A 23,054-nucleotide genomic window follows, 5' to 3' on the forward strand; every position below is an offset into this window, starting at 1 on the left:
CTCTTAGACATTGCGAAAACTTGACCACGTGAGCCTAGGGTATTTCGTTTCAAGTCAAAAACAGATCAAGATCAACGGCACAATTCGCTTCGCTCTTGCTTTGCACTTCGTGCACGGCAGTGTGGAGCAATACCTTGCACTGTTCTCTGTGGGAGCCGGCCTTGCCGGCGACTGGCCGATAGCAGCTATCGCTGTCGAACGTATCCGCCTTTGGGAGCCCTCACGGGCTCCAGCGCAGCCTGTCGGCAGCGGCTACAAAAACAAAGAAAGACAGTTGCGGCCACAGTATGCAGAGCAAGAGCGAAGCGAATTGTGCCGTTGATCCTGATCTACCTGCCCCGTTACCAGAGGCTGAACGGAGGTGTCGTTAAAACAATCCCTATTCCAACAACGCCAACCGCTCCTCCAGCGCCGCAATCCTAGCTTCCAATGCCTCAATCCGCTCAGAAGAAACCCCCGCGGCCACCCGCTCAGGCCCCTGCTGCCGCGCTTCAAGAATCGCCTCCATATCCGCCGGGTCCCCCAGCGCATGGGTATAACGATCCTCCCGCTGCCCCACCTGACGAGGCAAATGCAACGCAAACCCCCGCGCAATCAAACGCTCCAGCTGATGCACCACCTGCTCATTGTCCTCAAACGCATGCATGCGATTGCTGCGCGTCAGCAGCTCATTCACCGTCTGCGGCCCACGCAGGAACATCAACCCCAGCAGAATCAGTTGCGCCGGCACCAGCTCCAGCCCTTTGTCCACCCGCTGCTCCCAGCGGTCCGCCCGGCTACCCATCTGCAACCGTGCCATGCCTTGGCCTTCAAGCGCCCGCAGCGCCTGCCCGACCTGGCCCTGGCTGAGGTTCATCACCGGCTCACGGCTGGTCTTCTGGTTGCAGGCCAGCACCAGTGCATTCAACGTAAGAGGGTAGGTTTCCGGATTGCTCGCCTGCTTTTCGATCAAGGCACCCATCACGCGGATTTCGGTGCTGTTGAACCGGGCAGTTTCGGGGGTATCGTGTTCGGCGGACATGGCCCTGTCTCTATTAAGAGGAAAGGCCCTAGCCTAGGTGCGCAACAGGGTAAAACACAAGCAGCGGCCGGCGCATTGCACGCCGGCCACCCAGATCATCAGCTCGCGCGACGCGCTTCGGCTTCGCAAGCCGCTGCGGTAAACAACACGTCAGTCGAGGAGTTCAGCGCGGTTTCCGCCGAATCCTGCAACACGCCAATGATGAAACCAACCGCCACCACCTGCATGGCGATCTCGCTCGGAATGCCGAACAGGCTGCACGCCAACGGAATCAGCAGCAACGAACCACCCGCCACACCCGAGGCGCCACAGGCACACACCGCCGCCACCAGGCTCAGGAGGATGGCCGTCGGCACGTCTACTGCAATACCCAGGGTATGCACGGCCGCCAGGGTCAGCACGGTAATGGTGATCGCCGCACCGGCCATGTTGATGGTCGCGCCCAGCGGGATCGATACCGAGTAGGTGTCTTCATGCAGGCCCAGCTTCTCGCTCAAGGCCATGTTGACCGGTATGTTGGCGGCCGAGCTGCGGGTGAAGAAGGCCGTGATGCCGCTCTCACGCAGGCACATCAGGGTCAGCGGGAACGGGTTGCGACGGATCTTCCAGAACACGATCAACGGGTTCATCACCAGCGCCACGAACAGCATGCAGCCAATCAGCACGAACAACAGGTGCAGGTAGCCGAGCAGGGCGCTCAGGCCCGACTGGGCCAGGGTCGAAGCAACCAGGCCAAAGATGCCCAGCGGTGCAAAGCGGATCACCACGCGCACGATCACGGTCACGCCGTTGGAGAGGTCTTCGAGCACGGTACGGGTGGTTGGGCCAGCATGGCGGATCGCTACGCCCAGGCCAATCGCCCAGGCCAGGATGCCGATGAAGTTGCCATTCATCAGGGCCTTGACCGGGTTGTCGACCACGCTCAGGGCCAGGCCCTGCAACACTTCGCCGATACCGCCCGGGGCGCTCATCGGGGCGTCGTGGGTAACCAGTACCAGCGTCGACGGGAACGCGATGCTCGCACCGACCGCCACAGCAGCGGCAGCAAAGGTACCGAACAGGTAGAGCACGAGGATCGGACGGATGTGGGTCTGCTGGCCGATCTTGTGGTTGGCAATCGACGCCATGACCAGGATGAACACCAGAATCGGTGCCACCGCCTTCAACGCGCTGACAAACAGCGTGCCGACAAAGCCAAGGCTGGCAGCGGCTTGAGGGGCGATCAGGGCCAGGGCAATACCGGCCACCAGGCCGATCAAAATTTGCAGTACCAGACTGGTACGGTTCAACAGGTTCAGAACAGGGGTCATGGCAGCTGTTTCTCTGTCTTGTTCAAGGGCCAGGGGCGTACCCCAGGCGGCGAAACGGTGACGATACGGGCAGAGCCGGTCGCGAAAGGGGCGCGACTTTATCACAGTGCACGCTCGCCGACCCCTGCCAGGCGCCTATCGGTAGGTGAGACGGGTTGTCGCTGGTAGTATGCGCGCCCTCTGATAAACGGCTGAGGCCGTGGGTTGTTTAACGCTGGAGTGTGGATGTTATTGCCGATTCTGTTGCTGGCTGCGGCCGGCTTCACCGTATTGACCACCGAGTTCGTGATTGTCGGGCTGCTGCCAGGGATCGCTCGCGATCTGGACGTGAGCATCCCGCAGGCGGGCCTGCTGGTGACCTTGTTTGCCTTTACCGTGGCCTGCTGCGGGCCGTTTCTCACCGCCTGGGCGGCACGTTTCGACCGCAAACGGCTGTTTGTCGGGATCCTGCTGCTGTTCGCCGCCTCCAATGCCGTGGCGGCCATGGCCTCGAACATCTATGTGATGGGCATCGCCCGGTTGATCCCGGCCCTGGGCCTGCCGGTGTTCTGGTCGCTGGCCAGCGAAACCGCAGTGGACATCGTCGGGCCGGCCTATGCCGGGCGGGCGATCTCCAAGATCAGCTTCGGCGTGGTTTGCGCCACGGTGTTCGGCATTCCGGTCGGCACCCTGGTCGGTGACGCGCTCGGCTGGCGCGCAGCGTTCTGGATGCTCGCCGCACTGGCGCTGGCCAAGGCGCTCCTGCTGGTGTGCTACCTGCCGCATACGCCCCGGCAAACCCAGGCGACCTCGCTGCTCGGGCAGTTCGGTATCCTGCGCAGCCGCCTGCTGCAAGGCCATGTGCTGCTCTCGGTACTGGTGTTCAGCGGTATGTTCACCGCTTATACCTACCTGGCCGACATGCTCGAACGCCTGGCCGGCTTTGATGGCGCCACGGTGGGCTGGTACCTGATGGGCTTCGGCGCGGTCGGGCTGATCGGCAACAGCCTCGGCGGCCGCGCGGTGGACCGCCACCCGCTGCTGGCGTCGGCAAGCTTCTGCGCGCTGATGGTCATCGGCCTGGTGGCGGTGGTGCCAAGCATGCAGTCGCCCATCGGCCTGCCGCTGGCGCTGGCGATCTGGGGTTCGACCCAGGCCGCGCTGTTCCTGGTCAGCCATGTCCGCCTGATCAAGGCCGCTCCGCAAGCACCGGCGTTTGCCGCGTCGCTGAACATCGCCGGGGCCAACCTGGGGATCGGCCTGGGGGCCGTGATTGGTGGGCGGGTGATTGACAACCTGGGCCTGGCCAACCTCGGTTATGCCGCAGGCCTGCTGATCGGCGCTTCGGTGCTGCTGGCCCTGTGGCTGACCAGCAAGCGCTTCACGGCCAGTTGAACAACTCCCGCCGCGCCCCCTCGGTAATCGCCACGATGCCGGGGTGCTTGACCTTGCGCTCCACCGAGATGGCATAGAACGACTCGGTGACCGCGTTGGTCTGGCCGATCAGGGTCACGCCGTATTGCCGGCAGATTTCTTCGGCAATCACGCTGGGGGCAATGAAAATGCCGCTGCCGGACTTGCCGAAGGCCTGCATCAAGGCACTGTCGTCGAACTCGCCGACAATCCGCGGCTGCAACTGCTGATCGGCAAACCAGCGCATCAGCCGGCTGCGCACCACGGTTTCCTGGCCGGGAATCAGCAAGGGCGCGTGTTGCAGGCCAAGCGGGAAGGGCGCCGAGTGCAGCGCGGCCAGCTCCGGGGTGGCGAGGAAGCTGATGCCGCATTCCCCCAGTTTCTGGCTGTAGCCCTTGATGTCGAGGTGGCTGGGCATGGGGCTGTCGGAAATCACCAGGTCCAGGCGCTGGATGGCCAGGTCGGCCAGCAGGCGCTCGAGCTTGTCTTCCCGGCAGCTGATGCGCAGCGGCTCGGCCAGCTCCATGGTCGGCGCAATCAGGCGATAGACAATCGATTTGGGCACCACGTCGGCCACGCCAACGCGGAACAGGATCTGTTGTTCGTCGGGCTGCGCGCGCAGCATGGCCTCCAGTTCGCCGCCGATCTGGAACATCTGCTCGGCAAAGGACAGCGCCTGGCGCCCGGTCTCGGTCAGCTCAAGTTGCCGCCCGACCCGCCGAAACAACTCAATGCCATAGGTCTGTTCAAGCAGGCTAAGCTGGCCACTGATGGTTTGCGGGGTGAGGTTCAGCTGCTCGCAGGCGCGCACGATGCTGCCGGTTTTCGCCACCACCCAGAAGTAGTGCAGTTGCCGATAGTTGAGCATGGGAGGGTCCAATCAGGTAACAGTTCGTAAAAACCGAAGTATAGCTGCAAAAAATACGAGTTTTCCTGATGTTTCAGCCTCACTAGAATGCCTCGCTATCACGTAGCCAGCTGTATTGAGACGCTGGACGTCTCGGGAGAGGAACCCATGCTTCAGATCAAATCCATTGGCACCCCGCTGGTCTTGCTGTTGGCGCTGTTCGCCATGAGCGGTTGCGACCAGGCGGAAAAATCCGCGCAGCAGATGCTCAACCAGGCTGCCACCACAGCCAAGGAAGCCATCGACAAGACCAATGATGCGGCGCAAGAAGCCTTGAGCGAGGCAACTGGCTCCAAGGCTGGCGAAAAGTCCGACGATAAAAAAGAAGAACCTGCTGGCGATAAAGCCACCAAGGAAATCTAACCTACACACTCTGCCCAGATTTTCAGGATTGAACCATGGAATACCTGTTGGAACTTGCTGCAAGCCCTACCGCCTGGGTCGCCCTGGCCACTTTGGTGGCCATGGAGATCGTCCTGGGTATCGACAACCTGATCTTCATCTCGATCCTGACCAACAAGCTGCCTGAGGAATTCCGTTCCAAGGCACGCCGTATCGGTATCAGCATGGCCCTGATCATGCGCCTGGGGCTGCTCAGCACCGTGGCCTGGATCGTCCAGTTGACCGAGCCGGTCATCGAGGTGTTCGGCCAGGTGTTCTCGTGGAAGGACATGATCCTGATTGCCGGTGGTCTGTTCCTGCTGTGGAAGGCGACGAGCGAGATCCATCACAGCGTCGATACCCGTTCCAAGGAAGAAGCCAAGGCATCCTCCACGGTCACCCTGGGCTTTGCCGCCGCCATCGGGCAGATCCTGGTGCTGGACATCGTCTTCTCGATCGACAGCATCATTACCGCCGTAGGCATGACCGAGCACTTGCCGATCATGATCATCGCGGTGGTGAGTGCGGTTATCGTGATGCTGGTAGCGGCTGACCCGCTGGCCAAGTTCATCAACGACAACCCGACCGTGGTCATGTTGGCCCTGGGCTTCCTGATCATGATCGGCATGACCCTGATCGCCGAAGGCTTTGGCGCCCACGTACCGAAAGGTTATGTGTATGCAGCGATGGCGTTCTCGACCGCGATTGAAGTGCTGAACATCATTGCCCGCAAGGCGCGGGAGAAGCGTGAGGCAGCTGAAGGCTGATCTGCGGATCTGCTGAATGGTTGAAGCACCTGTGGGGGCTGGCCTTGCCAGCGATTGACCGAGTATCGGTCGTTGGCTGCAATGGCCTCATCGCCGGCAATGCCGGCTCCCACAGGGTTGTGATTGAACAGGATCAGTGCGCGTGAGCGTGCTTGCGGGTGTTCTGTTCAACCACCTTCGCCTTGGGCTGATAATGCCCGTGATGGCGCCGCGCAATGCGCAACACCCCCCACAGCATGGCTGCCGCTACGCTCAGCCACATGCCGATCAACAGCAAGATTGCCAGTGCCAGAGTCATTGCTACCTCCTTCGTCCGGGCCAGCCCAAGGCTCGCCATTCGGACACACCCTCAGTCTAGCCCTTTGGATGTTGCAGGCTATTGACTAAAGGTCTAGCGCTTGGGCCAGTTCGTTCTAACCATGCGCAAGGCTATACCCGCAGGCCATGTCGTCCTATGATCGCCCTCAAGGTCCAGGCGTCATCTGCCTGGCGTCAGAACAAGCGAGCCTTCATGCCCCGTCGTCTGCTGTTAGCCTGCGTCATCGCCGCCACCCTGGCCGGCTGCGCCAGCCAGCCTTCCTCTGCACTCAAAAGCCTGCCGCAGCGCGTCGAGCTGGGCACCGTGCCGTTTTTTCGCGGCAACGCCAACCAGAGCGCGCCGATGGCGCTGGCGGCGATCCTCTCGGAGCAGGGCGTGCGCATTACCCCAGGCCTGCTGGAAAAAGACGCCCTGCACCTGCCGCAGGGCCTGGACAAGCTGCAGGACTCGATGCAGTCCGGTGCCCGCGAATACGGCATGGTGGTTTACCCGCTGGAGCAGAACCTTGCAGCACTGCTGACCCAGGTGGCCGCCGGTTACCCGGTGCTGCTGCGCTATCAGGAAGGTTCGGCGTTCTGGAGTGAGCCACGCTACGCCCTGCTGGTCGGTTACGACCGCTACAAGCAGCGGGTATTGCTGCGCTCCGGCTACAGCCGGCGGCTATTGATGGACTTCGACGATTTCGAATCGGCGTGGCACAAGGAGGGGAGTTGGGCGGTGCTGGTGCAGCAACCCGGGCAGTTGCCGGCACAGGTGGATCGCCAGCGCTGGCTCAAGGCGGCCAACGACCTGGCCCAGGCGGGCCAGGAACAGGCGGCGCGGCGCGCCGTCACTGCGCTGGGCAAGTGACGACAACGCCGGGCAGGGCTTAGACGCCCAGGCGATCGCGCAGGGTGTAGTACCAGGCGCCCAGGGCGCTGAACGGTACACGCAGCATCTGGCCACCCGGGAACGGGTAGTGCGGCAGCTCGGCGAAGGCGTCGAAACGCTCGGCCTGGCCACGCAGCGCTTCGGCCAGCACCTTGCCGGCCAGGTGGGTGTAGGTCACGCCGTGGCCGCTGCAACCTTGCGAGTAGTAGATGTTGTCGCCCAGACGACCGACCTGTGGCAGACGCGACAGGGTCAGCAGGAAGTTGCCGGTCCAGGCGTAGTCGATCTTCACGTCCTTGAGCTGTGGGAAGGCCTTGAGCATTTTCGGGCGGATGATCGCTTCGATGTTTGCCGGGTCACGTGCGCCATACACCACGCCACCGCCGAAGATCAGGCGCTTGTCGCCGGTCAGGCGGTAGTAGTCGAGCAGGTAGTTGCAGTCTTCGACGCAGTAGTCCTGCGGCAGCAGGGTGCGTGCCAGTTCGTCGCTCAGCGGCTCGGTGGTGATCACCTGGGTGCCGCACGGCATCGACTTGGACGCCAGCTCCGGTACCAGGTTGCCCAGGTAGGCGTTGCCCGCAACGATGATGAACTTGGCGCGGACCTTGCCCTGCGGGGTGTGCACGACAGGGTTGGCACCGCGCTCGATGCGGATGGCCGGGGACTGCTCATAGATGGTGCCGCCCAGCGACTCGACTGCTGCGGCTTCGCCCAGGGCCAGGTTCAGTGGGTGGATGTGGCCGCCGCTCATGTCGAGCATGCCGCCCAGGTAGTTGTCGCAGGCCACTACTTCACGGATGCGCTTCTGGTCCATCAGCTCCAGCTGGGTGTGGCCGTAGCGTTCCCACAGGCGTTGCTGGGATTCCAGGTGGCCCATCTGCTTGGTGGTCAGGGCAGCGAACACGCCACCGTCTTTCAGGTCGCACTGGATATTGTACTTGGCCACGCGCTCACGAATGATGCGCCCGCCTTCAAAGGCCATCTGGCCCAGCAGTTGGGCCTGTTTAGGGCCAACGGTGCGCTCGATCACGTCGATGTCGCGGCTGTAGCTGTTGACGATCTGGCCGCCGTTGCGGCCCGATGCGCCGAAACCGACCTTGGCCGCTTCCAGTACGGTGACCTTGAAGCCGTTCTCCAGCAGGAACAGGGCGCTCGACAGTCCGGTGTAGCCGGCGCCGATAACGCAGACGTCAGTCTGGATTTCTTCCTGCAGGCTTGGGCGCTCCGGAACAGGGTTGGCCGATGCGGCGTAATACGATTCTGGGTAGGGGGTGTTGGCCATGCTCGGGCACCTCTGATTTGTAGTTGTATGTTCTATATAATTTACGATTGCGCAGATCGTATCAACAATAATAAACACCCGCCAGCCGGACGGTACAAATCGTTGAAAACAGCTGTTCGTAAAATAATTTTGATATTCAGTGGCTTAGCGCGAAAAAAGGGGTTGACACCCTCTGCCAAATCCGTAGAATGCCGCCTCACAGCAGGCACATAGCTCAGTTGGTTAGAGCACCACCTTGACATGGTGGGGGTCGTTGGTTCGAATCCAATTGTGCCTACCAAACATTACCGCTCCTGTTGGCGGTTACGAAAAAGGCGATCCGCAAGGGTCGCCTTTTTTGTTTATGCAGTTTTTTCAACGCTTTCAAGGGTAAGCGCCGAAGCTGCTGATTTTTTTGAAAATTGCGCTTTACGCAGGGGTACAAACCTGAGTAGAATGCGCCCCGCAGCAGGCACATAGCTCAGTTGGTTAGAGCACCACCTTGACATGGTGGGGGTCGTTGGTTCGAATCCAATTGTGCCTACCAAACATACGAAAAAGGCGATCCGCAAGGATCGCCTTTTTTGTTTGCCTGAAATAAGTGCCCTTGAACAAAAACAGCGCGGCCTGAAGGTGCAGGCCGCGCTGTATCGCATCAGGGGATGCGCACAATCTCTACGCCGCTCTGCATCAGCTCGAAGCGGTCCTCGCCCAGGTGTTTGACCCGGTCACCGATCGCCAGGCGATAGGTGGTGATAGGCAAGGATGCGGCACTTCCATCGGCCTGCAGGGTGGCTTCCTGAAATTCATGCACGGGGTAGATGCGTCCTTCTGCGTCCCGCGCGTGAAATTGTCCGACCAGTACTGCTGTCATTTAACGTGTGACCTCTGAAAATGTGCTCTGTGGTGCATAGACCACTGTTTTGCCTGGGAAGTTTTGTTCCAGAGGAAAAAAACCTCGGGGCGCTGGCGCTTCATCTATAACTAACAATTCCCTTTGTTCAGTCAGGTTGGAATTCGTCATGAGCCAGGTTTACACCGTCGCCGTCGTGGTCGGCAGCTTGCGCAAGGACTCCATCAACCGCAAGGTGGCCAAGGCCCTTGCCGAACTGGCGCCTGCCAGTCTCAAACTGAGTATTGTCGAAATCGGCGATCTGGCGTTGTACAACGAAGACATTGATGTGGATCCACCGGCAGCCTACACGAGCTTCCGTGAAAAAGTCCGTATTAGCGACGCGGTGTTGTTCGTGACGCCGGAATATAACCGTTCGGTGCCGGGTGTGTTGAAAAATGCGATCGATGTCGGTTCGCGGCCCTATGGCAAGAGTGCCTGGAGCGGCAAGCCGGGGGCGGTGATCAGCGTGTCGCCGGGGGCGGTGGGCGGTTTTGGCGCCAACCATCATCTGCGCCAGTCGCTGGTGTTCCTCGATGTGCCGTGCATGCAGCAGCCGGAGGCGTATGTGGGCGGGGCGGGGACGTTGTTTGATGAGCACGGCAAATTGTCGGAGAAGACCCGGCCGTTTTTGCAGGGCTTTATTGATAGCTATGCGCAGTGGGTGGCACGGTTGGCGGGCTAGAGTTGCAGTGAAGCTATCGCCGGCAAGGCCGGCTCCCACAGGGCTGGCATTGTGTCTGCCATTGTGGGAGCCGGCCTTGCCGGCGATGAGGCCATTGAAAATCACACCGCCTGCGGCATCTCCCCGCGCGCCAGGCGACGGTTGATATCCGCCACCACTTCCGGCAATTCATTGATGGTGTCGATCAGGTAGTGCGGGCGCGAACCTTCGAACATTGCGTGAATGCGCGTGCGCTCACTGGCCAACTCATCCGAGCTCAGCGCGCGGTAGCCTTCGTAGGTCAACCCCAGGGCATTGCCAGAGCACACCAGCGCTACGGTCCACATCCCGGCACGCCGGCCTTCGAGAATCCCCGGCACGGTGTCGTCAACTTTTACGCACGCTGCCACATCGTCGATCCCCAGGGCGATCACGTTGGCCAGGGCCTGCGCCGGCCATGGGCGGCCATTCGGCGTTTCGTCGGTGGCCACCACGTGGTCGGCGACATAGCCGTTCTTCGCCGCCAGCTCCACCACCTTGTCCATCACCACTTTCGGGTAGCCAGAGCACGAGCCGATTTTCAGGCCCTCTTTGCGCAGCCCGGTGAGGGTGTCCAGCGCACCCGGAATCAACGCCGAGTGGGCGGCGATCTTCTCGATCTGCAGCGGCATGAAGCGGTTGTACAGGGCGGTCACGTCATCGTCGGTCGGCGTACGGCCAAAGACTTTTTTATAGCGCTCGGCAATCTGCGGCTCATCACACAGGGTGCGGATGTGGTCCCACTTGCCCATGCCCATCGGCCCACGGGCCTCTTCAATGGACACCTCGACATCAAACTCGGCAAAAGCCTCGACGAAGATCTGGGTCGGCGCAAAGGAGCCGAAGTCGACCACGGTGCCGGCCCAGTCAAGGATGGCGGCTTGCAGGTGTTTCGGGTTTTCGTAGTTGTTCATCAAGAAATTCCTGGGTAGTCGGGGGAGGTTGGCGGCTCAGATGTCCAGCACTTCCATTTCACGCAGCACTTCAGCTACTGCGTTGACCGCGGCACGCATGCCGTCCGGGCCGACGCAGCCGATGCAGCCGACGCGGAAGGTTTCGACCTGGGTCAACTTGCCCGGGTAGAGAATGAAACCCTTGGCCTTGACCCGTTCGTAGAAGTCCTTGAACTGGTAGCGGCTGTCACTCGGGGCGTGGAAGGTGACGATAATCGGTGCCTGGATGGCGGCCGGCAGGAAGCTGCGCAGGCCGATGGCCGCCATGCCGTCGAGCAGCGCCTTGCAGTTGTCCTGGTAGCGCTGGTGGCGGGCGGCCAGGCCGCCTTCCTCGTTGTATTGCAGCAAGGCCTCGTGCAGCGCCGCGACCACGTGGGTCGGCGGGGTGAAGCGCCATTGGCCGGTCTTGGCCATGTAGCTGAACTGGTCGTACAGGTCCATCGCCAGCGAGTGCGAGTTGCCTTCGGCAGCGGCCAGCGCGGCTTTGTTGGTGAACACGAAGCCCATCCCCGGTACGCCTTCCAGGCATTTGCCGGAGGCGGCGACCAGCGCGTCGAACGGCACCTGCGCGGCATCGATCGGCAGCGCCCCGAACGAGCTCATGGCGTCGATGATCAGGCGTTTGCCGTGGTTGGCCACGACCTGGGCGATTTCCGGCAAGGGGTTGAGAATGCCGGTGCTGGTTTCGCAGTGAATCAGCGCGACGTGGGTAATGCCGCTGTCGGCGCGCAGCAGGCGGTCGACGTCGGCCGCGGTAGTGGGTTCGTCTTCAGCGGTCTCGAAGGTGCTGTAGGCGCGGCCCAGCACTTTGCAGATCTTCGCCAGGCGCTGGCCGTAGGCGCCGTTGATCAGCACCAGGACCTTGCCATCACGCGGTACCAGGGTGCCGATGGCCGCTTCCACGGCGAAGGTGCCGCTGCCTTGCAGGGGTACGCAGTGGTGGCTGGCGTGGCCGTTGATGATGGTCAGCAGTTGCTGGCACAGGCTGGCGGTCAGTTCGTTGAAGCTCTGGTCCCACGAACCCCAGTCGACCAGCATCGCTTGTCGCGTACGCGCCGAGGTGGTCAGGGGGCCGGGGGTCAGCAGGATAGGGGCGTTACTCATTCCGGTGGTCCTCACAAGCGGTGGGCTGAATCTATGGCGTCTAAGTTGCAATTCTGTGCGTCATCAATCAAATTGTTTGTTGTTATGCCAGCCATAAGTCAGGCCGATAGATATGAACCTGTTCCAGTTGCGTGCCTTCGATGCCGTTGCCCGTGAGGGCAGCTTTACCCGCGCCGCTGCGCGCCTGTTCATCAGCCAGCCGGCCGTCACCGGGCATATCAAGGCGCTGGAGGAGCACTACCAGATCACCCTGTTGCGCCGCACCGCGCGTCGGGTCGAGCTGACCGAGGAGGGCACGCGCCTGGCGGCGATCACCCGGGCGATGTTCGGCCTGGCCGAAGAAGCCCAGGCCATGCTTGAGGCCAACCGCCAGTTGCTCACCGGGCGCCTGGAGGTGGCGGCAGACGGCCCGCACCGGGTCATGCCGATGCTCGCCCAGTTGCGCGCCCGCTACCCGGGCATCACGGTCAACCTGCGCCTGGGCAACGCGCAGGAGACCCTGGCCGCCTTGCTTTCGGAACATGCCGACGTGGCGGTGCTGACCGAGGTCGAACCGCGCAAGGGCCTGCACCTGCAAAGCCTGGAGCCGTCACGGATCTGCGCATTGCTGCCGGTCGGCCACCCCTGGGCGGGGGCCGACAGCGAACTGCCGCTGGCCGAGCTGGACCGGCAGATCATGGTGCTGCGCGAACCCAGCTCGATTACCCGGCGTACCTTCGACCAGGCCTGCACTGACGCCAAGGTGCAGCCACGGGTGCTGCTGGAGCTGGACAGCCGCGAGGCGGTGACCGAGGCGGTGGCCGCCGAGCTGGGCATCGGCATTGTCTCGTCGGCCGAAATTGCCCACGATCCACGGGTAGTCGCCCGGCCGATCAGCGGCCTGGGGCTGGTCAACCAGCACATGCTCGGCTGCCTGCAGCGGCGCCGTGAGTTGCGCCTGATCCAGGCGTTCCTCAGCCTGGCGCCGACGCCATGAAGCGGGGCTGGTGTTTTCCCGGCACGCCCCTAAGATGGCCCTCCAACAAGACCGCCAAGGTGACCCTGTACCGATGACCGAGAAAGACACCATCGCCATGCAACTGGTGCGTGAAGCACTGCTGCAAAGCTGCGCGCCCGGCACGGCGGTGAGCGAGGTACTGACGCGGGTCGGGATTGCCCCGGCAGACCTCGACCAGCCAGCGGCCCGCGTGCCGGCCAGTGCCTATGCGCAACTCTGGCGGCTGCTGGCGCGGCGCTGCAATGACGAGTTCTTCTGCATGGACCCACGCGGCTTGCGCAGCGGCAGCCTGGCGTTCATCTGTCGCACGGCCATGGCCCAGCCGACCCTGGGCGCGGCGCTGGAATCGGTGCTGGCGTTCCTCTCGTTGACCCTGGATCACCTGCAACCGGTGCTGGTACGCCAGCAAAGCCTGGCCGAGGTGGTCATCGGTGAATCGGAAGACCAGCCGCGCCGCCCCTTCACCTATTTCACCTTCTGGATGATCGTGCATGGCGTGGCCTGCTGGCTGGCGGGGCGGCGCATTCCGATCCTGGCCATCGAACTGCGCTGCACCGAGCCCGACTACTGTGACGACTACCGGGTGATGTTCTCGGAGAACCTGCAATTCGACCGCCCGCGCACGCGGATGATCTTCGCCGCCGAATGCCTGGACCTGCCGGTCAAGCGCAGCGCCGAAGAATTGCAGCGCTTTCTCGCCGAGGCGCCGGCGAACATCCTGGTCAAGTACCGCGACCCGATGAGCCTGGCGCGGCGCATCAAGCATGACCTGCGCAACCTGCCAGGCGCGGCTTGGCCTGAAACCGATGCCCTGGCGCAGCGCCTGTGCATTTCCGCCTCGACCCTGCGCCGCCGGCTGGCCGAGGAAGGGCAGACCTACCAGGGCCTGAAGGACAGCGTGCGCAAGGAGCTGGCGATTGCCTGGCTGGGCGACGCCGAGGTGAGCTTTGCGCAGATCTCCGAGCGCCTGGGCTTCGCCGATACCAGCTCCTTCTACAAGGCGTTTCGCAAGTGGTCCGGGTGCAACCCCGGGCACTACCGCAGCGTGGTGCTGGGCAGCGCCTGAGGCCGCGCTTCCTGCTGTTGGCGCTGCGCGCAGGTTTTTAGGCTGTGCTCGACCGGATCAACAGGATCGAGCCATGCCCTTTTCCATCCCCCCCGCAGTACCTGTACCCAGCAATGCCGTTGCCATCGACCACTACCTTGCCGAACAGGCCCCCGCCTGGTTGAAGGGGGCCGCGCTGGATCGGGTTGTCGCCTTGCGCCGTTGCCTGCAGGCCCACCAGCAACGCCAAGCGGATGTCCGGCGCCTGATGCAGGCCATCCAGCCCCTCGACGCCTTTGCCGCACCGCTGCTGACCCAGGCACTGCAAACGCAGTTGAACCTGTCGCTGGATATCACCCAGGCGCGTTGGCGCGAGGTCAAGTTGCGGGTGCAGCCGGCGCCCGTGCGCGTGCTGGATGTGCCAACCCCGGTATTTGAGACCTATCACACGGAGAGCGCCCTGCTGGAGCGGGCCTTGCAGAACTTCACCGAGAGCCAGGCCCGTGCCAATGCGCACTTCCATGGCACAGGCATTGTGCTGGCGGGGCTGGGGCTGTCGGTCGCCCCGGAACGGTTCGCGCATTTCTGTCGCACGCTGGACCTGGGTGGTCGTTACCAGCGCCATCTGGATGAAGTGTTCCAGACCTTTCGCGGGCGATCCGGGGAGTCGGTGGCGACCTTGCTGGCGGCAGACAAGCTTCACAGCTTCGAGTTGCAGGCCCACCTTGGCTACCTGAAGGGCACGCTGGATGAAGCGCTTTACCGGATGCTGCTGCAAGTGGTCGAGCACGAGCCGGGGGTTGCCCTGGATGGTCAGCCGGTACGCTACGCGACGCTCCAGGTACTCGACTGCACGGTGCAGGGCGCGGTGGTTTTCGAGGTGTTGGGCGATTGGATGCCGGGGGTGATCCGGGGCAGTTACCAGCGCCCGGTCAATCAGTTGGTGGTGTACCTGCCGAGCGATGCGCAGCAGCCGTTTCGCCAGTTTCGTTCATGGCGCGCACTGGGCATGGACCTGGGCCAGCGCCTGAAATCCGCGCCTTACCGGAGCGCGTTGCTGGCGCTGCTGGCACTGGATGAGCGCCCCGGCTTCATGGCGGCCTTGCTCCCGCTATTGCACAAACAACCGCTTGTATTGGGGGTGAGCGTCCAGCCCTTGATCGGCGTGCTGTTTGAACAATTGGCGCAGGCCCAGTTGGCCAGGATCAAGGCGGATGCAGCTGCGCTCGCCGTGCCGACTGCCGGCGTGGACCTGGCGGTCTACCGGGCGCGGGTGCAGGCCATGGCATCGCTCGGGCTGACGCTGCTGGGCGTGGCGGTGTCGTTTATCCCGGGGGTGGGCGAGGTCATGCTGGCCTCGATGGTGCTGGACCTGCTCGGGGAGGTGTACGAAGGCGTCGAGGATTGGTCGCATGGCGAGCGTGATGCGGCGCTCACCCATTTGCTGGGGGTGGTGGAGAACCTGGTGGCCGCCGTGGTGGTGGCGGCCGGTGGCCTGGCGGTAATGCGCTCGCTGCGGCGCAGCCCGTTTGTCGATGGGCTGATCCCGGTGGTTCGCGACGATGGCGCGACACGGCTATGGAGCACCGACCTGACCCACTATCAAGTAGCCGAGCCGCCACCGGTGCGGGTCCCCGCCGCCGATGGCTTGCTGCACGACGGCGCACAGCGCTGGCTGGCGCGGGGCGAGGCGCACTATGCAGTCGAGCACCAGGTGAACACCGGTTGTTGGCGGATCCAGCATCCGCGCCGGGCCCACGCCTACGCGCCGCGTCTAGAACACAACGATGAAGCGGCCTGGTTGCTGCCGGGTGAGCATCCGCTGCGCCTACAGGGTGTTGATACGCTGTTGCAGCGCCTGGCGCCACAGGCGCAAAGGTTGACGCGCAGCCAGCGCGAACAGGTCGCACGCATTGCCGATGTCGACGAAGCCCAACTGCGCGGTTTGCTCGTCGAGCATCGGCCGATGCCGGTCGGGCTGCGCGACACCCTTGAGCACTATACTGGGACCGATACACAGCCGCTGCCGCTCGACGACCCCGACGCCGCCCTGGTGCAGCGCGATTACCCCGGCTTGCCAGCGCGCTATGTCGAGGCGCTGCTGAACCGGCTGAACGCCGAGCAACGCGAGTACATGAGCACCCATGGCCGGGTGCCGTTGGCGGTGGCCGAGCAGGCGCGTGAGCTGCTGCGTGAAGCCCGGGTGATTCGCACGCTGCTTGGGTTGGGCTTGCGCGATGTGTTCAATGTCGACAGTGTCCGTTTGTGTTTTGCCTTGCTGCGCCGTCTGCGTGACTGGCCGGCGGGTCTGGGCCTGGAGCTGCGTGAAGGCTCGGCATTTGGACGTCTATTGGAGCGTCAGCTGGCCCAGGCAGAAACACGTGAAACGCGGATCTTCGTTCATGGGGTCGACGGGTTCATGGTGTATGACGCCAACGGATATGCGCTGGACGATGAGCTGCCCGGCCCGGCAGGGTTCTTCGAGGCGCTGGTGGCGTGCCTGAGCCCAGCCCAGCGCAACGCCCTGGGCTGGAGCGGGGCGGACCTGCCGGCGCAGTTGCGCGAAAGCCTGCTGGAAACTGCCCTGGGCCAGCGCGCGCACTGTGCCACCTTGCTCGGCATGACCCCGGCCCGGCCCCGACTCAACCGTGTGCAAAGGCTGCCCGACGGGCGCCTGGGCTACCCACTGAGTGGTCGAGGTGCCGGTACTGCGCAGACGATCACCGAGCGGGTACGCGCGCTGTTCCCTACCTTCAGCGACCTGCAAGTCGAGTCGTTCCTGGGGCATTTGCAGGTCACCGAGGGCAACGTGATGACCGGGTTGTCGAATTATGAGCAATCCCTGACGGCCCTCAACACCACGCTCGCGAACTGGCAACACTCGGTAAGCGGCCTGGCCCGCAGCCGCCGGCGCACGGTGGCCAACGCCCTGCGTCGCTGCTGGCGCTGCCAGGTCGACAGCGTGCAGAGCACCAGTGGCACGGTGTTGGGGTATCGGTTGCAATTGAGCGATGCCCACGTCAGTGACCTGCCGATCTTTCCCGAAGACGTCACCTTCACCCATGTGCTGGACCTGGACCTGGCGAGGACCGGCGTGTCGATGGCCGATAACGGCTTTCTGCGGGCCTTCAGCAGAATCCGCTGGCTGGACCTGAGCCGCTGCCGGCTGACCGATATACCGCCGGCCATCGGCAACATGTCCGGGCTCACTGAGCTGATACTCAACCGCAACCAGATCCACCTCAGCGAAGAAGGCGCGACGCGCCTCGCTTCCTTGAGCCAGCTGATGCACCTCGATCTGGAGCGCAACCCGATCGGCACCCTGCCAGACTTGCGCAACATGCCGCGCTTGCGCGAACTGCGCCTGCGCAACGCCGGCCTTGAGCAGATTCCCGCAGGCGTGCTGGAGCACCCCTTACTGATGTTGACTGACTTGCGCGAGAACAACCTGGTTGAACTGTCGGATGCCTATTTCGAGGCTCCCCGGCAGGTGCGTGACGGCATCATGTTGCAAGACAATCCACTGTCGCTGGGTACCCGGGTGCGTATCTTGTCCCTGGATCCGCATACACCCGCCCATGACCATGTCGCGCCGTCGGAGGGGCGCCGGCTCTGGCTCGAAACTGCACCGACGACCGAGTTGGATGGCCGCGTCGCGGCGTGGGATCGCCTGGAGGCAGAACAGCCCGCAACAGACTTCCTGCGGCTGCTTTCCGACCTGACCGAAACCGCCGAATTTCGCGGTGCGCGCAAGCAGCTCACGGCTCGGGTCTGGCAGATGCTCGACGCCATGCACGAGAACACCGTGCTGCGCGACGAACTGTTCGACCTGGCGGCCAGCCCGACCACCTGCGTGGACAGTGTGTCGTCGACCTTCAGCATGCTGGAGGTGCGTTTTTTGCTGTTCCAGGCCCGGACCAAGGCTACGGCAGGCACCGAGGGTGCGGCGCTGTTGAAATTTGCCCGGCAACTGTTTCGCCTGGAGCAGGTCGAGCGCCTGGCACGGGTGGAAATCGTCCGACGCCAGGCGTTGGGCCGCACAGTGGACGAGATCGAAGTCAGCCTGGCTTACCGCACCGGCCTGGTGCGCGAGCTGGATTTGCCGGGGCAGCCAAGCCTGATGCAGTTCTCTTCGGTTGCCGCCGTGTCGGCGCAAGCCTTGCAGAGCGCGGCACAGGCCGTGCGGGCGGCGGAGACGGTGGAACAGTTGGCCGCCTCGATCAGCAGTCGGGACTTCTGGATTGCCCATTTGCGCGCGGAGTACGCCTCGGTGTTTGACGCACAGGAGCAGGAGTTCTGGGAAAAGCTCGACCGTTTGAGCGGGCAACAGGGCAGTCTGCCCGAAGGTGAATATCTGCAGCAGATGAACAGCCTGGGCGCCGAGCGCGAGACGGCGCTTGGCGCACTGGCATTGGCCCTGACCGAGGATGCCTTGCGTGCCGCAGCCAATGCGGGAGTAGTTTCCAGCTGATGCCAGGGTGGCGACGACTCTAGCCTGCCGGGCCAAACCACTACCCTGGCAGGTTGCCCATGTCCCACTCGATTGCCCCCGTCAACTCGACCCTGCTGGCGCCCACCGCGCCAGCGGTCGATCATTTCATTGCCGCCCAGGCGCCGCCCTGGTTGACCGGCGCCACGGCCCAGCAACTGGCGATTTTGCGCAGCAGTCTGGAGATGCACCAGGCGTTGCAGGCAGACGTCCGGCGGCTGATGCAAGCGATTCGGCCGCTTGATGTGTTCGCCCGGTCCTTGCTGGACGAGGTGTTGAATGTGGAAGCGCAACTGTCGATCGATGTCGACAAGGCGCATTGGCGTGAGGTCAAGCTGCGCGTGGTGAACAAGCCGTTTCCGGTGGTGCCCCCGGAGCTGCCTGACTTTCAGTACTACAAGGAAGAAAGTTCACTGCTGACCAGGGCGCTGCAAAATTTCACCGAGCAGCAGGCTGGCCCGAGTGCCCATTTTTATGGCAGTGGCCTGGTGCTGTTCGACATGCACCTGTCGATGTTGCCAGAAACCTTTGCCGGGCTCTGCCGCAGACTTGATCTGGGTGGGCGCTACCAGCGCCACTTGCAGGAGGTGTTCGAGCAGGCTGGTGCTTCGCCCGCGCAGAGCCCTGTGCAACTGCTCAAGGCAGACATGCGCTGCCATTTCGAAGTGCAGGCACACCTGAGCCATATGAAGGAGGAGATCGATTTCGCGGCCTACGGGATGCTGATGCAGTTGGCGCACGGCAACGCGGAAGTCACCTACGCACGTTACACCGTGCGCACCGTGCAGTTGCAGGCCCTTGGCTGTCGTGTACATGACGTGCTGGTATTCGAGGTGTTGTCTGAGCTGATGATCAGTACCACGCGCGGCCTGACCCTGCAGCCAGTGCGGCAACTGGTGGTGTACCTGCCGGGTGCGCCGGAGCGGCCGTTTCGTCAATATGCGTCCTGGGCGACGCTGGCCAGCGAGCTGGAGCAGGCCTTGAAGTCGGCGGACTTCTACCGCTATTTCATGCGGTTGCTGGGGCCCGATGAGCAGGCACGCTTCACGACCGCATTTGCCCTGATGCTCAGCGAGCAGCGCCATGAACTAGAGCTGTTGGCCTTGCCCTTTCGCGGCCAGACGTTCATGCAGTTGGCGCACCAGCGTATCGAGCGGATCAAGGTTGACGCCGCCATATTGGCGGTGCCCACGGCCAGTGTGGATACCGCGGTCTACCGCCAGCGCGTACGCGCCTACGAGTCCGCCGGCTTGACGCTGCTCGGTGTGGTGGCTTCGTTCGTGCCGGTGCTGAGGGAGCTCATGCTGGCCTCGATGGTGGGGCACATGCTGGTGCAGGTTTATGAAGGGGTGGGTGACTGGGCGCACGGGCGTCGTCAGGCGGCGCTCGACCACTTGCTTGGCGTGGCCGAGGATGTCGCCGCCACCGCAGCCATTGCTGCAGGCGGGGCGGCGGCGGTGTCCATGTTCAAGCGCAGCGCCTTTGTCGACGGGCTGCAACCGGTGCTGCTCGAGGACGGCAGTGCGCGCCTGTGGCATGGCGATCTCGCCCCGTATCAGACTCTCGAACCGCTCCCGGCGGGGCAACTCGTCAGTGATGATGGCCTGGTGCACATTTCCGGTAAGCAGTTGCTGATCTATGGCGCCAGCCACTACCAGGTGGAGCGGCACCACGGCACCGGGCATTGGCGTATCCGCCACCCGCGCCGGCCCCAGGCGTTTGCCCCGCGCCTCGAATTCAATGACGACAGTGCCTGGCAGTTGCCCACCGACCAGGCGTTGCAGTGGCAGGGACTGGCGAACCTGCTGCAGCGCAGCAGCGTGATGTCCCAGGGGCTGTCCGCGTTGGATTGCGAACAGGTGGCGAGCATTGTCGATATCGACGAAGCGCAGATGCGCGGGCTGCTGGTGGAAAACCGCTGCTTGCCGCCGGGCCTTTACGATGCCCTGGAGCACGTCAACCTGGATATCCGCGTCAGCCGTTTTGTCGAGCAGTTGGGGGAGGGGGCGGCAGTCGCAGAGCTCGACCCGCAGCTGTACCGCCATGCCCTGGACTTGCTCGGTTCCGGCCCGGATGGTCTGAGCGACGAGGCGGGTGTGGTGCGCCAACGCACCTGGCCGGGCGCGCGGCTGGGCAACGCGCTGTTCGAACGGGCCCTGGCGCAGCGCCAGCCCAGCGTGGACGAACAGGCAGCCATCCTGCTGCGCGATTTTCCGGGGTTGCCGATACGCTACGCACAGGCGTTGATCGACCAGGCCGGCGACGCGCAAGGGCAGGCCATGCTGCACCAGGGACGGGTGCCCTTGGCCATGGCGGAAGCGGCGCGTGATGCCCTGCGCGAGGCGCGGCTGATTCGCGCCTTACTCGGCTTGAAACTGCGCAATTGCTACTACGTCGACAGTGTCAGGCTGGTCTTCGGCTTGCTGCGCTGGATGCGCAACTGGCCGGTAGGCCTGAGCCTGGAGTTGCGCGACGGCTCGGTGGTCGGGCGGGTGCTTGATCGCCAGCTGGCACAAGCGCAAACCAGCGATGTGCGCATCCTGCTGCGTCGCGAGGGGCGCTTTGACGTCTATTCGGCGGATGGCGTTGAGCTGAGCGAAGCACCCGCAGACCCAGCCGGCCTGTGCGAGGCGATCCTCGCCTGCTTGTCGGTGGCGCAGCGTGATGCGCTGGGCTGGGGAGGGCAGCAGGGGCCTGCGCACCTGCACGATGCTTTGCTTGGGTGGTCCCTGGCGGATCGCAAGCACGCAGCGACCCTGATCGGGCTGGCCCCAGCCAAACCCCGGCTGAAGCGCTGGCTGCGCATGCCCGACGGTCGCCTGGGCTACCCGCTGAGCGGTGGCGTGGGGCAGCTGCCGTCGTTTTCAGCCCGGGTCCGGGCGCTGTTTCCCGGTTTCGACGAGGCCCAGGTGGATGCTTTCCTGGCCCAGTTGCAGGGCACCGGGCACAACGTGATGGCGGGCCTGCTGCGTTATGAATACGCCTTCCGGCGCCTGGAAACCGTGCTGACCGACTGGACCCACGCAGTCACTGGGTCGACTGGCAACTGGCGCAACCGGGTGGCAGGCGAACTGCGCCGCTGCTGGCGCCGCCAGACCGACCGGGTGTATGCCAACGATGGCAGCGTGCTCGGCTATCGGCTGCGCCTGAACAGCCCCTTGATCTACGAATTTCCGCAATTGCCGACGCAGATCGACTTTTCCCATGTGGTTGACCTGAACCTCTCAGGCACGGGGTTGACGTTTGGTGTCGAGAGCTTTTTACAGGCCTTCACCGGGGTGCATTGGCTTGACCTGAGTGACTGCCAGCTCTACGACATTCCCCAGGCCATTTCGCACATGCCGGCGTTGACCGGGTTGTACCTGGAAAACAATGCCATACGGATTTCCAGCACCGGCACCAGCCGCCTGGCCGAGCTTGCGCGGTTGAGCGAGTTGAACCTGGAGGGCAATCCGCTGCGGCTATCGCTGGACCTCGGTGGGCTGACCCGATTGCACATCGTCAACCTGCGCAATACGCAATTGAGCAGCTTCCCAACCGCGCTTCTGAACAACCCCTCACTGGCTATCGCCGACCTGCGTGACAACCAGATCGGCGAACTGCCCGAGGCTTACTTCCAGGCCCCGGCGCAGGTGCGCTCGGCCATTACCCTGCATGACAACCCGCTGAGCGCACCGACCCAGGCGCGTTTGCTGGCGCTGACCGAGCCGGATGCAGCGGCGCTTGAATTTGACGGGCATGTTGGTGCCGAGGAAGGGCGTCGGCGCTGGCTGGCTGAATCGACTGCGGAGCAACTGGTGAGCCGTAACACCCTCTGGCAGGGCGTGCAGGGCGAGGCGCGTTCTGCGGACTTCTTCCGCCTGCTGGCCGATGTCACCGAGACTGCCGAATACCGTCAGGCCCGCGACTTGCTGGCGACGCGTACCTGGAAAATGCTGCAGGCGATGCACGACAACACTTCGCTGCGTGAGGACCTGTTCAGCCTGGCGAGTAGCCCGGCCACCTGTGGTGACAGCGTGATGTCGACCTTCAACATGCTTGAAGTGAGGTTCCAGTTGTTCCTCGCGCAGATGCGTGGCGCAGCGGGCAATCAGCGCCAGGCGCTGCTGTATTTTGCGCGGCAGCTGTTTCGCCTGGATGGGGTCGAGCACCTGGCGAGTGTTGAAATAGCCTCGCGGCGGGAGGCGGGGCGGGCGGTCGATGAGGTGGAGGTGAGCCTGGCCTACCGTACCGGCCTGGCGCGCGAACTCGACCTGCCGGGGCAGTCGACGCATATGCTGTTCGCCAATCTGGCCGAGGTCAGTGCACAAGACCTGAGCGCCGCCGCCGACACGGTCCGCGAAGCGGAGGCCAGTGACCACCTGGCCCATTACATCAGCAGCCGGGATTTCTGGCTCGAGTACCTGCACGAAGAACACAGCGCCGCCTTCGAGGCCAGGGAGGCGCCTTTTTGGGCGCGCCTGGATCAACTCACCGAGCAAGCCGACAGCATGCCGGAAGGGGAGTACCTGCAACAGATGCAACAGGTGCGCGAGGGGCGCGAGGACGCCGTCCACAGCGTGGCCTATGCGTACACGGTGGAGGCGTTGCGCGCCCAGGCCGAGGGCTGAGGTTGCGCACTTGGGTGGGGCTTCCACCTGCCC

General features: G+C 63.5%; 17 protein-coding genes and 2 tRNA genes. 11 read left to right on the top strand and 8 right to left on the bottom strand.

The window, feature by feature from the left end:
* Positions 1 to 379: 379 nt before the first annotated feature.
* Positions 380 to 1,021, bottom strand: a complete 642-nt coding sequence (locus tag M5G11_RS14475) for a YceH family protein (protein WP_273910249.1) — start codon at positions 1,019 to 1,021, stop codon at positions 380 to 382.
* Positions 1,022 to 1,119: 98 nt separating this feature from the next.
* Positions 1,120 to 2,331, bottom strand: coding sequence for a serine/threonine transporter SstT (sstT, locus tag M5G11_RS14480; protein ID WP_273910251.1), 1,212 nt, complete (start codon positions 2,329 to 2,331; stop codon positions 1,120 to 1,122).
* A gap of 225 nt (positions 2,332 to 2,556) precedes the next feature.
* On the opposite strand from sstT, the gene M5G11_RS14485 reads away from it, so the two are divergent.
* The gene (locus M5G11_RS14485) at positions 2,557 to 3,705 is read left to right on the top strand and encodes an MFS transporter (RefSeq protein WP_273910252.1); all 1,149 of its coding nucleotides are present in this window, start codon (positions 2,557 to 2,559) and stop codon (positions 3,703 to 3,705) included.
* On the opposite strand, the gene nhaR is transcribed toward M5G11_RS14485, so the two are convergent.
* The gene (nhaR, locus tag M5G11_RS14490) at positions 3,692 to 4,591 is read right to left on the bottom strand and encodes a transcriptional activator NhaR (RefSeq protein ID WP_273910253.1); all 900 of its coding nucleotides are present in this window, start codon (positions 4,589 to 4,591) and stop codon (positions 3,692 to 3,694) included. The genes M5G11_RS14485 and nhaR overlap by 14 nt on opposite strands.
* A gap of 147 nt (positions 4,592 to 4,738) precedes the next feature.
* Here nhaR and M5G11_RS14495 point away from each other — a divergent pair, with 147 nt between their 5' ends.
* The gene (locus M5G11_RS14495; protein WP_273910254.1) at positions 4,739 to 4,993 is read left to right on the top strand and encodes a hypothetical protein; all 255 of its coding nucleotides are present in this window, start codon (positions 4,739 to 4,741) and stop codon (positions 4,991 to 4,993) included.
* Between the two features lie 35 nt (positions 4,994 to 5,028).
* Positions 5,029 to 5,778, top strand: coding sequence for a TerC family protein (locus tag M5G11_RS14500; RefSeq protein ID WP_273910255.1), 750 nt, complete (start codon positions 5,029 to 5,031; stop codon positions 5,776 to 5,778).
* A gap of 133 nt (positions 5,779 to 5,911) precedes the next feature.
* On the opposite strand, the gene M5G11_RS14505 is transcribed toward M5G11_RS14500, so the two are convergent.
* The gene (locus M5G11_RS14505) at positions 5,912 to 6,076 is read right to left on the bottom strand and encodes a hypothetical protein (RefSeq protein ID WP_273910256.1); all 165 of its coding nucleotides are present in this window, start codon (positions 6,074 to 6,076) and stop codon (positions 5,912 to 5,914) included.
* Positions 6,077 to 6,232: 156 nt separating this feature from the next.
* Between M5G11_RS14505 and M5G11_RS14510 the strand changes: the two genes are divergently transcribed.
* Positions 6,233 to 6,946 carry a peptidase C39 family protein gene (locus M5G11_RS14510; RefSeq protein WP_273910258.1) on the top strand — a complete coding sequence of 238 codons (714 nt, stop codon included), beginning with the start codon at positions 6,233 to 6,235 and terminating at the stop codon, positions 6,944 to 6,946.
* A 19-nt stretch (positions 6,947 to 6,965) separates the two neighbouring features.
* On the opposite strand, the gene M5G11_RS14515 is transcribed toward M5G11_RS14510, so the two are convergent.
* Positions 6,966 to 8,249 (bottom strand): NAD(P)/FAD-dependent oxidoreductase, encoded by a 1,284-nt coding sequence (locus tag M5G11_RS14515; RefSeq protein ID WP_273910260.1) that lies wholly within the window; start codon positions 8,247 to 8,249, stop codon positions 6,966 to 6,968.
* Between the two features lie 203 nt (positions 8,250 to 8,452).
* On the opposite strand from M5G11_RS14515, the gene M5G11_RS14520 reads away from it, so the two are divergent.
* Positions 8,453 to 8,529 (top strand) — tRNA-Val (locus M5G11_RS14520).
* A 169-nt stretch (positions 8,530 to 8,698) separates the two neighbouring features.
* Positions 8,699 to 8,775 (top strand) — tRNA-Val (locus M5G11_RS14525).
* Positions 8,776 to 8,883: 108 nt separating this feature from the next.
* Here the strand turns inward: M5G11_RS14525 and M5G11_RS14530 are convergent.
* The gene (locus M5G11_RS14530) at positions 8,884 to 9,102 is read right to left on the bottom strand and encodes a hypothetical protein (protein WP_273910261.1); all 219 of its coding nucleotides are present in this window, start codon (positions 9,100 to 9,102) and stop codon (positions 8,884 to 8,886) included.
* A gap of 148 nt (positions 9,103 to 9,250) precedes the next feature.
* On the opposite strand from M5G11_RS14530, the gene M5G11_RS14535 reads away from it, so the two are divergent.
* Positions 9,251 to 9,805: an NADPH-dependent FMN reductase gene (locus M5G11_RS14535; protein WP_273910262.1), complete on the top strand. Its 555-nt coding sequence runs from the start codon at positions 9,251 to 9,253 to the stop codon at positions 9,803 to 9,805.
* A gap of 101 nt (positions 9,806 to 9,906) precedes the next feature.
* Here M5G11_RS14535 and phnX read toward each other — a convergent pair whose 3' ends face one another.
* Both phnX and M5G11_RS14545 read right to left on the bottom strand, forming a co-directional pair.
* Positions 9,907 to 10,737: a phosphonoacetaldehyde hydrolase gene (gene phnX / locus M5G11_RS14540; RefSeq protein ID WP_273910264.1), complete on the bottom strand. Its 831-nt coding sequence runs from the start codon at positions 10,735 to 10,737 to the stop codon at positions 9,907 to 9,909.
* Between the two features lie 36 nt (positions 10,738 to 10,773).
* Positions 10,774 to 11,880, bottom strand: a complete 1,107-nt coding sequence (locus M5G11_RS14545; protein WP_273910266.1) for a 2-aminoethylphosphonate--pyruvate transaminase — start codon at positions 11,878 to 11,880, stop codon at positions 10,774 to 10,776.
* A gap of 112 nt (positions 11,881 to 11,992) precedes the next feature.
* Between M5G11_RS14545 and M5G11_RS14550 the strand changes: the two genes are divergently transcribed.
* From M5G11_RS14550 to M5G11_RS14565, 4 genes are all read left to right on the top strand, one after another.
* Entirely contained in the window at positions 11,993 to 12,856 is an 864-nt protein-coding gene (locus tag M5G11_RS14550; RefSeq protein ID WP_273910267.1) for a LysR substrate-binding domain-containing protein, read from the top strand.
* Between the two features lie 73 nt (positions 12,857 to 12,929).
* On the top strand, positions 12,930 to 13,943 hold the full coding sequence (locus M5G11_RS14555) for an AraC family transcriptional regulator (RefSeq protein WP_273910268.1): 1,014 nt from the start codon (positions 12,930 to 12,932) through the stop codon (positions 13,941 to 13,943).
* Between the two features lie 73 nt (positions 13,944 to 14,016).
* Positions 14,017 to 18,393, top strand: coding sequence for an NEL-type E3 ubiquitin ligase domain-containing protein (locus M5G11_RS14560; protein ID WP_273910270.1), 4,377 nt, complete (start codon positions 14,017 to 14,019; stop codon positions 18,391 to 18,393).
* A 59-nt stretch (positions 18,394 to 18,452) separates the two neighbouring features.
* Positions 18,453 to 23,021: an NEL-type E3 ubiquitin ligase domain-containing protein gene (locus tag M5G11_RS14565; RefSeq protein WP_273910271.1), complete on the top strand. Its 4,569-nt coding sequence runs from the start codon at positions 18,453 to 18,455 to the stop codon at positions 23,019 to 23,021.
* The last annotated feature ends 33 nt before the right edge of the window (positions 23,022 to 23,054 follow it).

This window comes from Pseudomonas fontis (assembly GCF_028656955.1).
Classification (GTDB): domain Bacteria; phylum Pseudomonadota; class Gammaproteobacteria; order Pseudomonadales; family Pseudomonadaceae; genus Aquipseudomonas; species Aquipseudomonas fontis.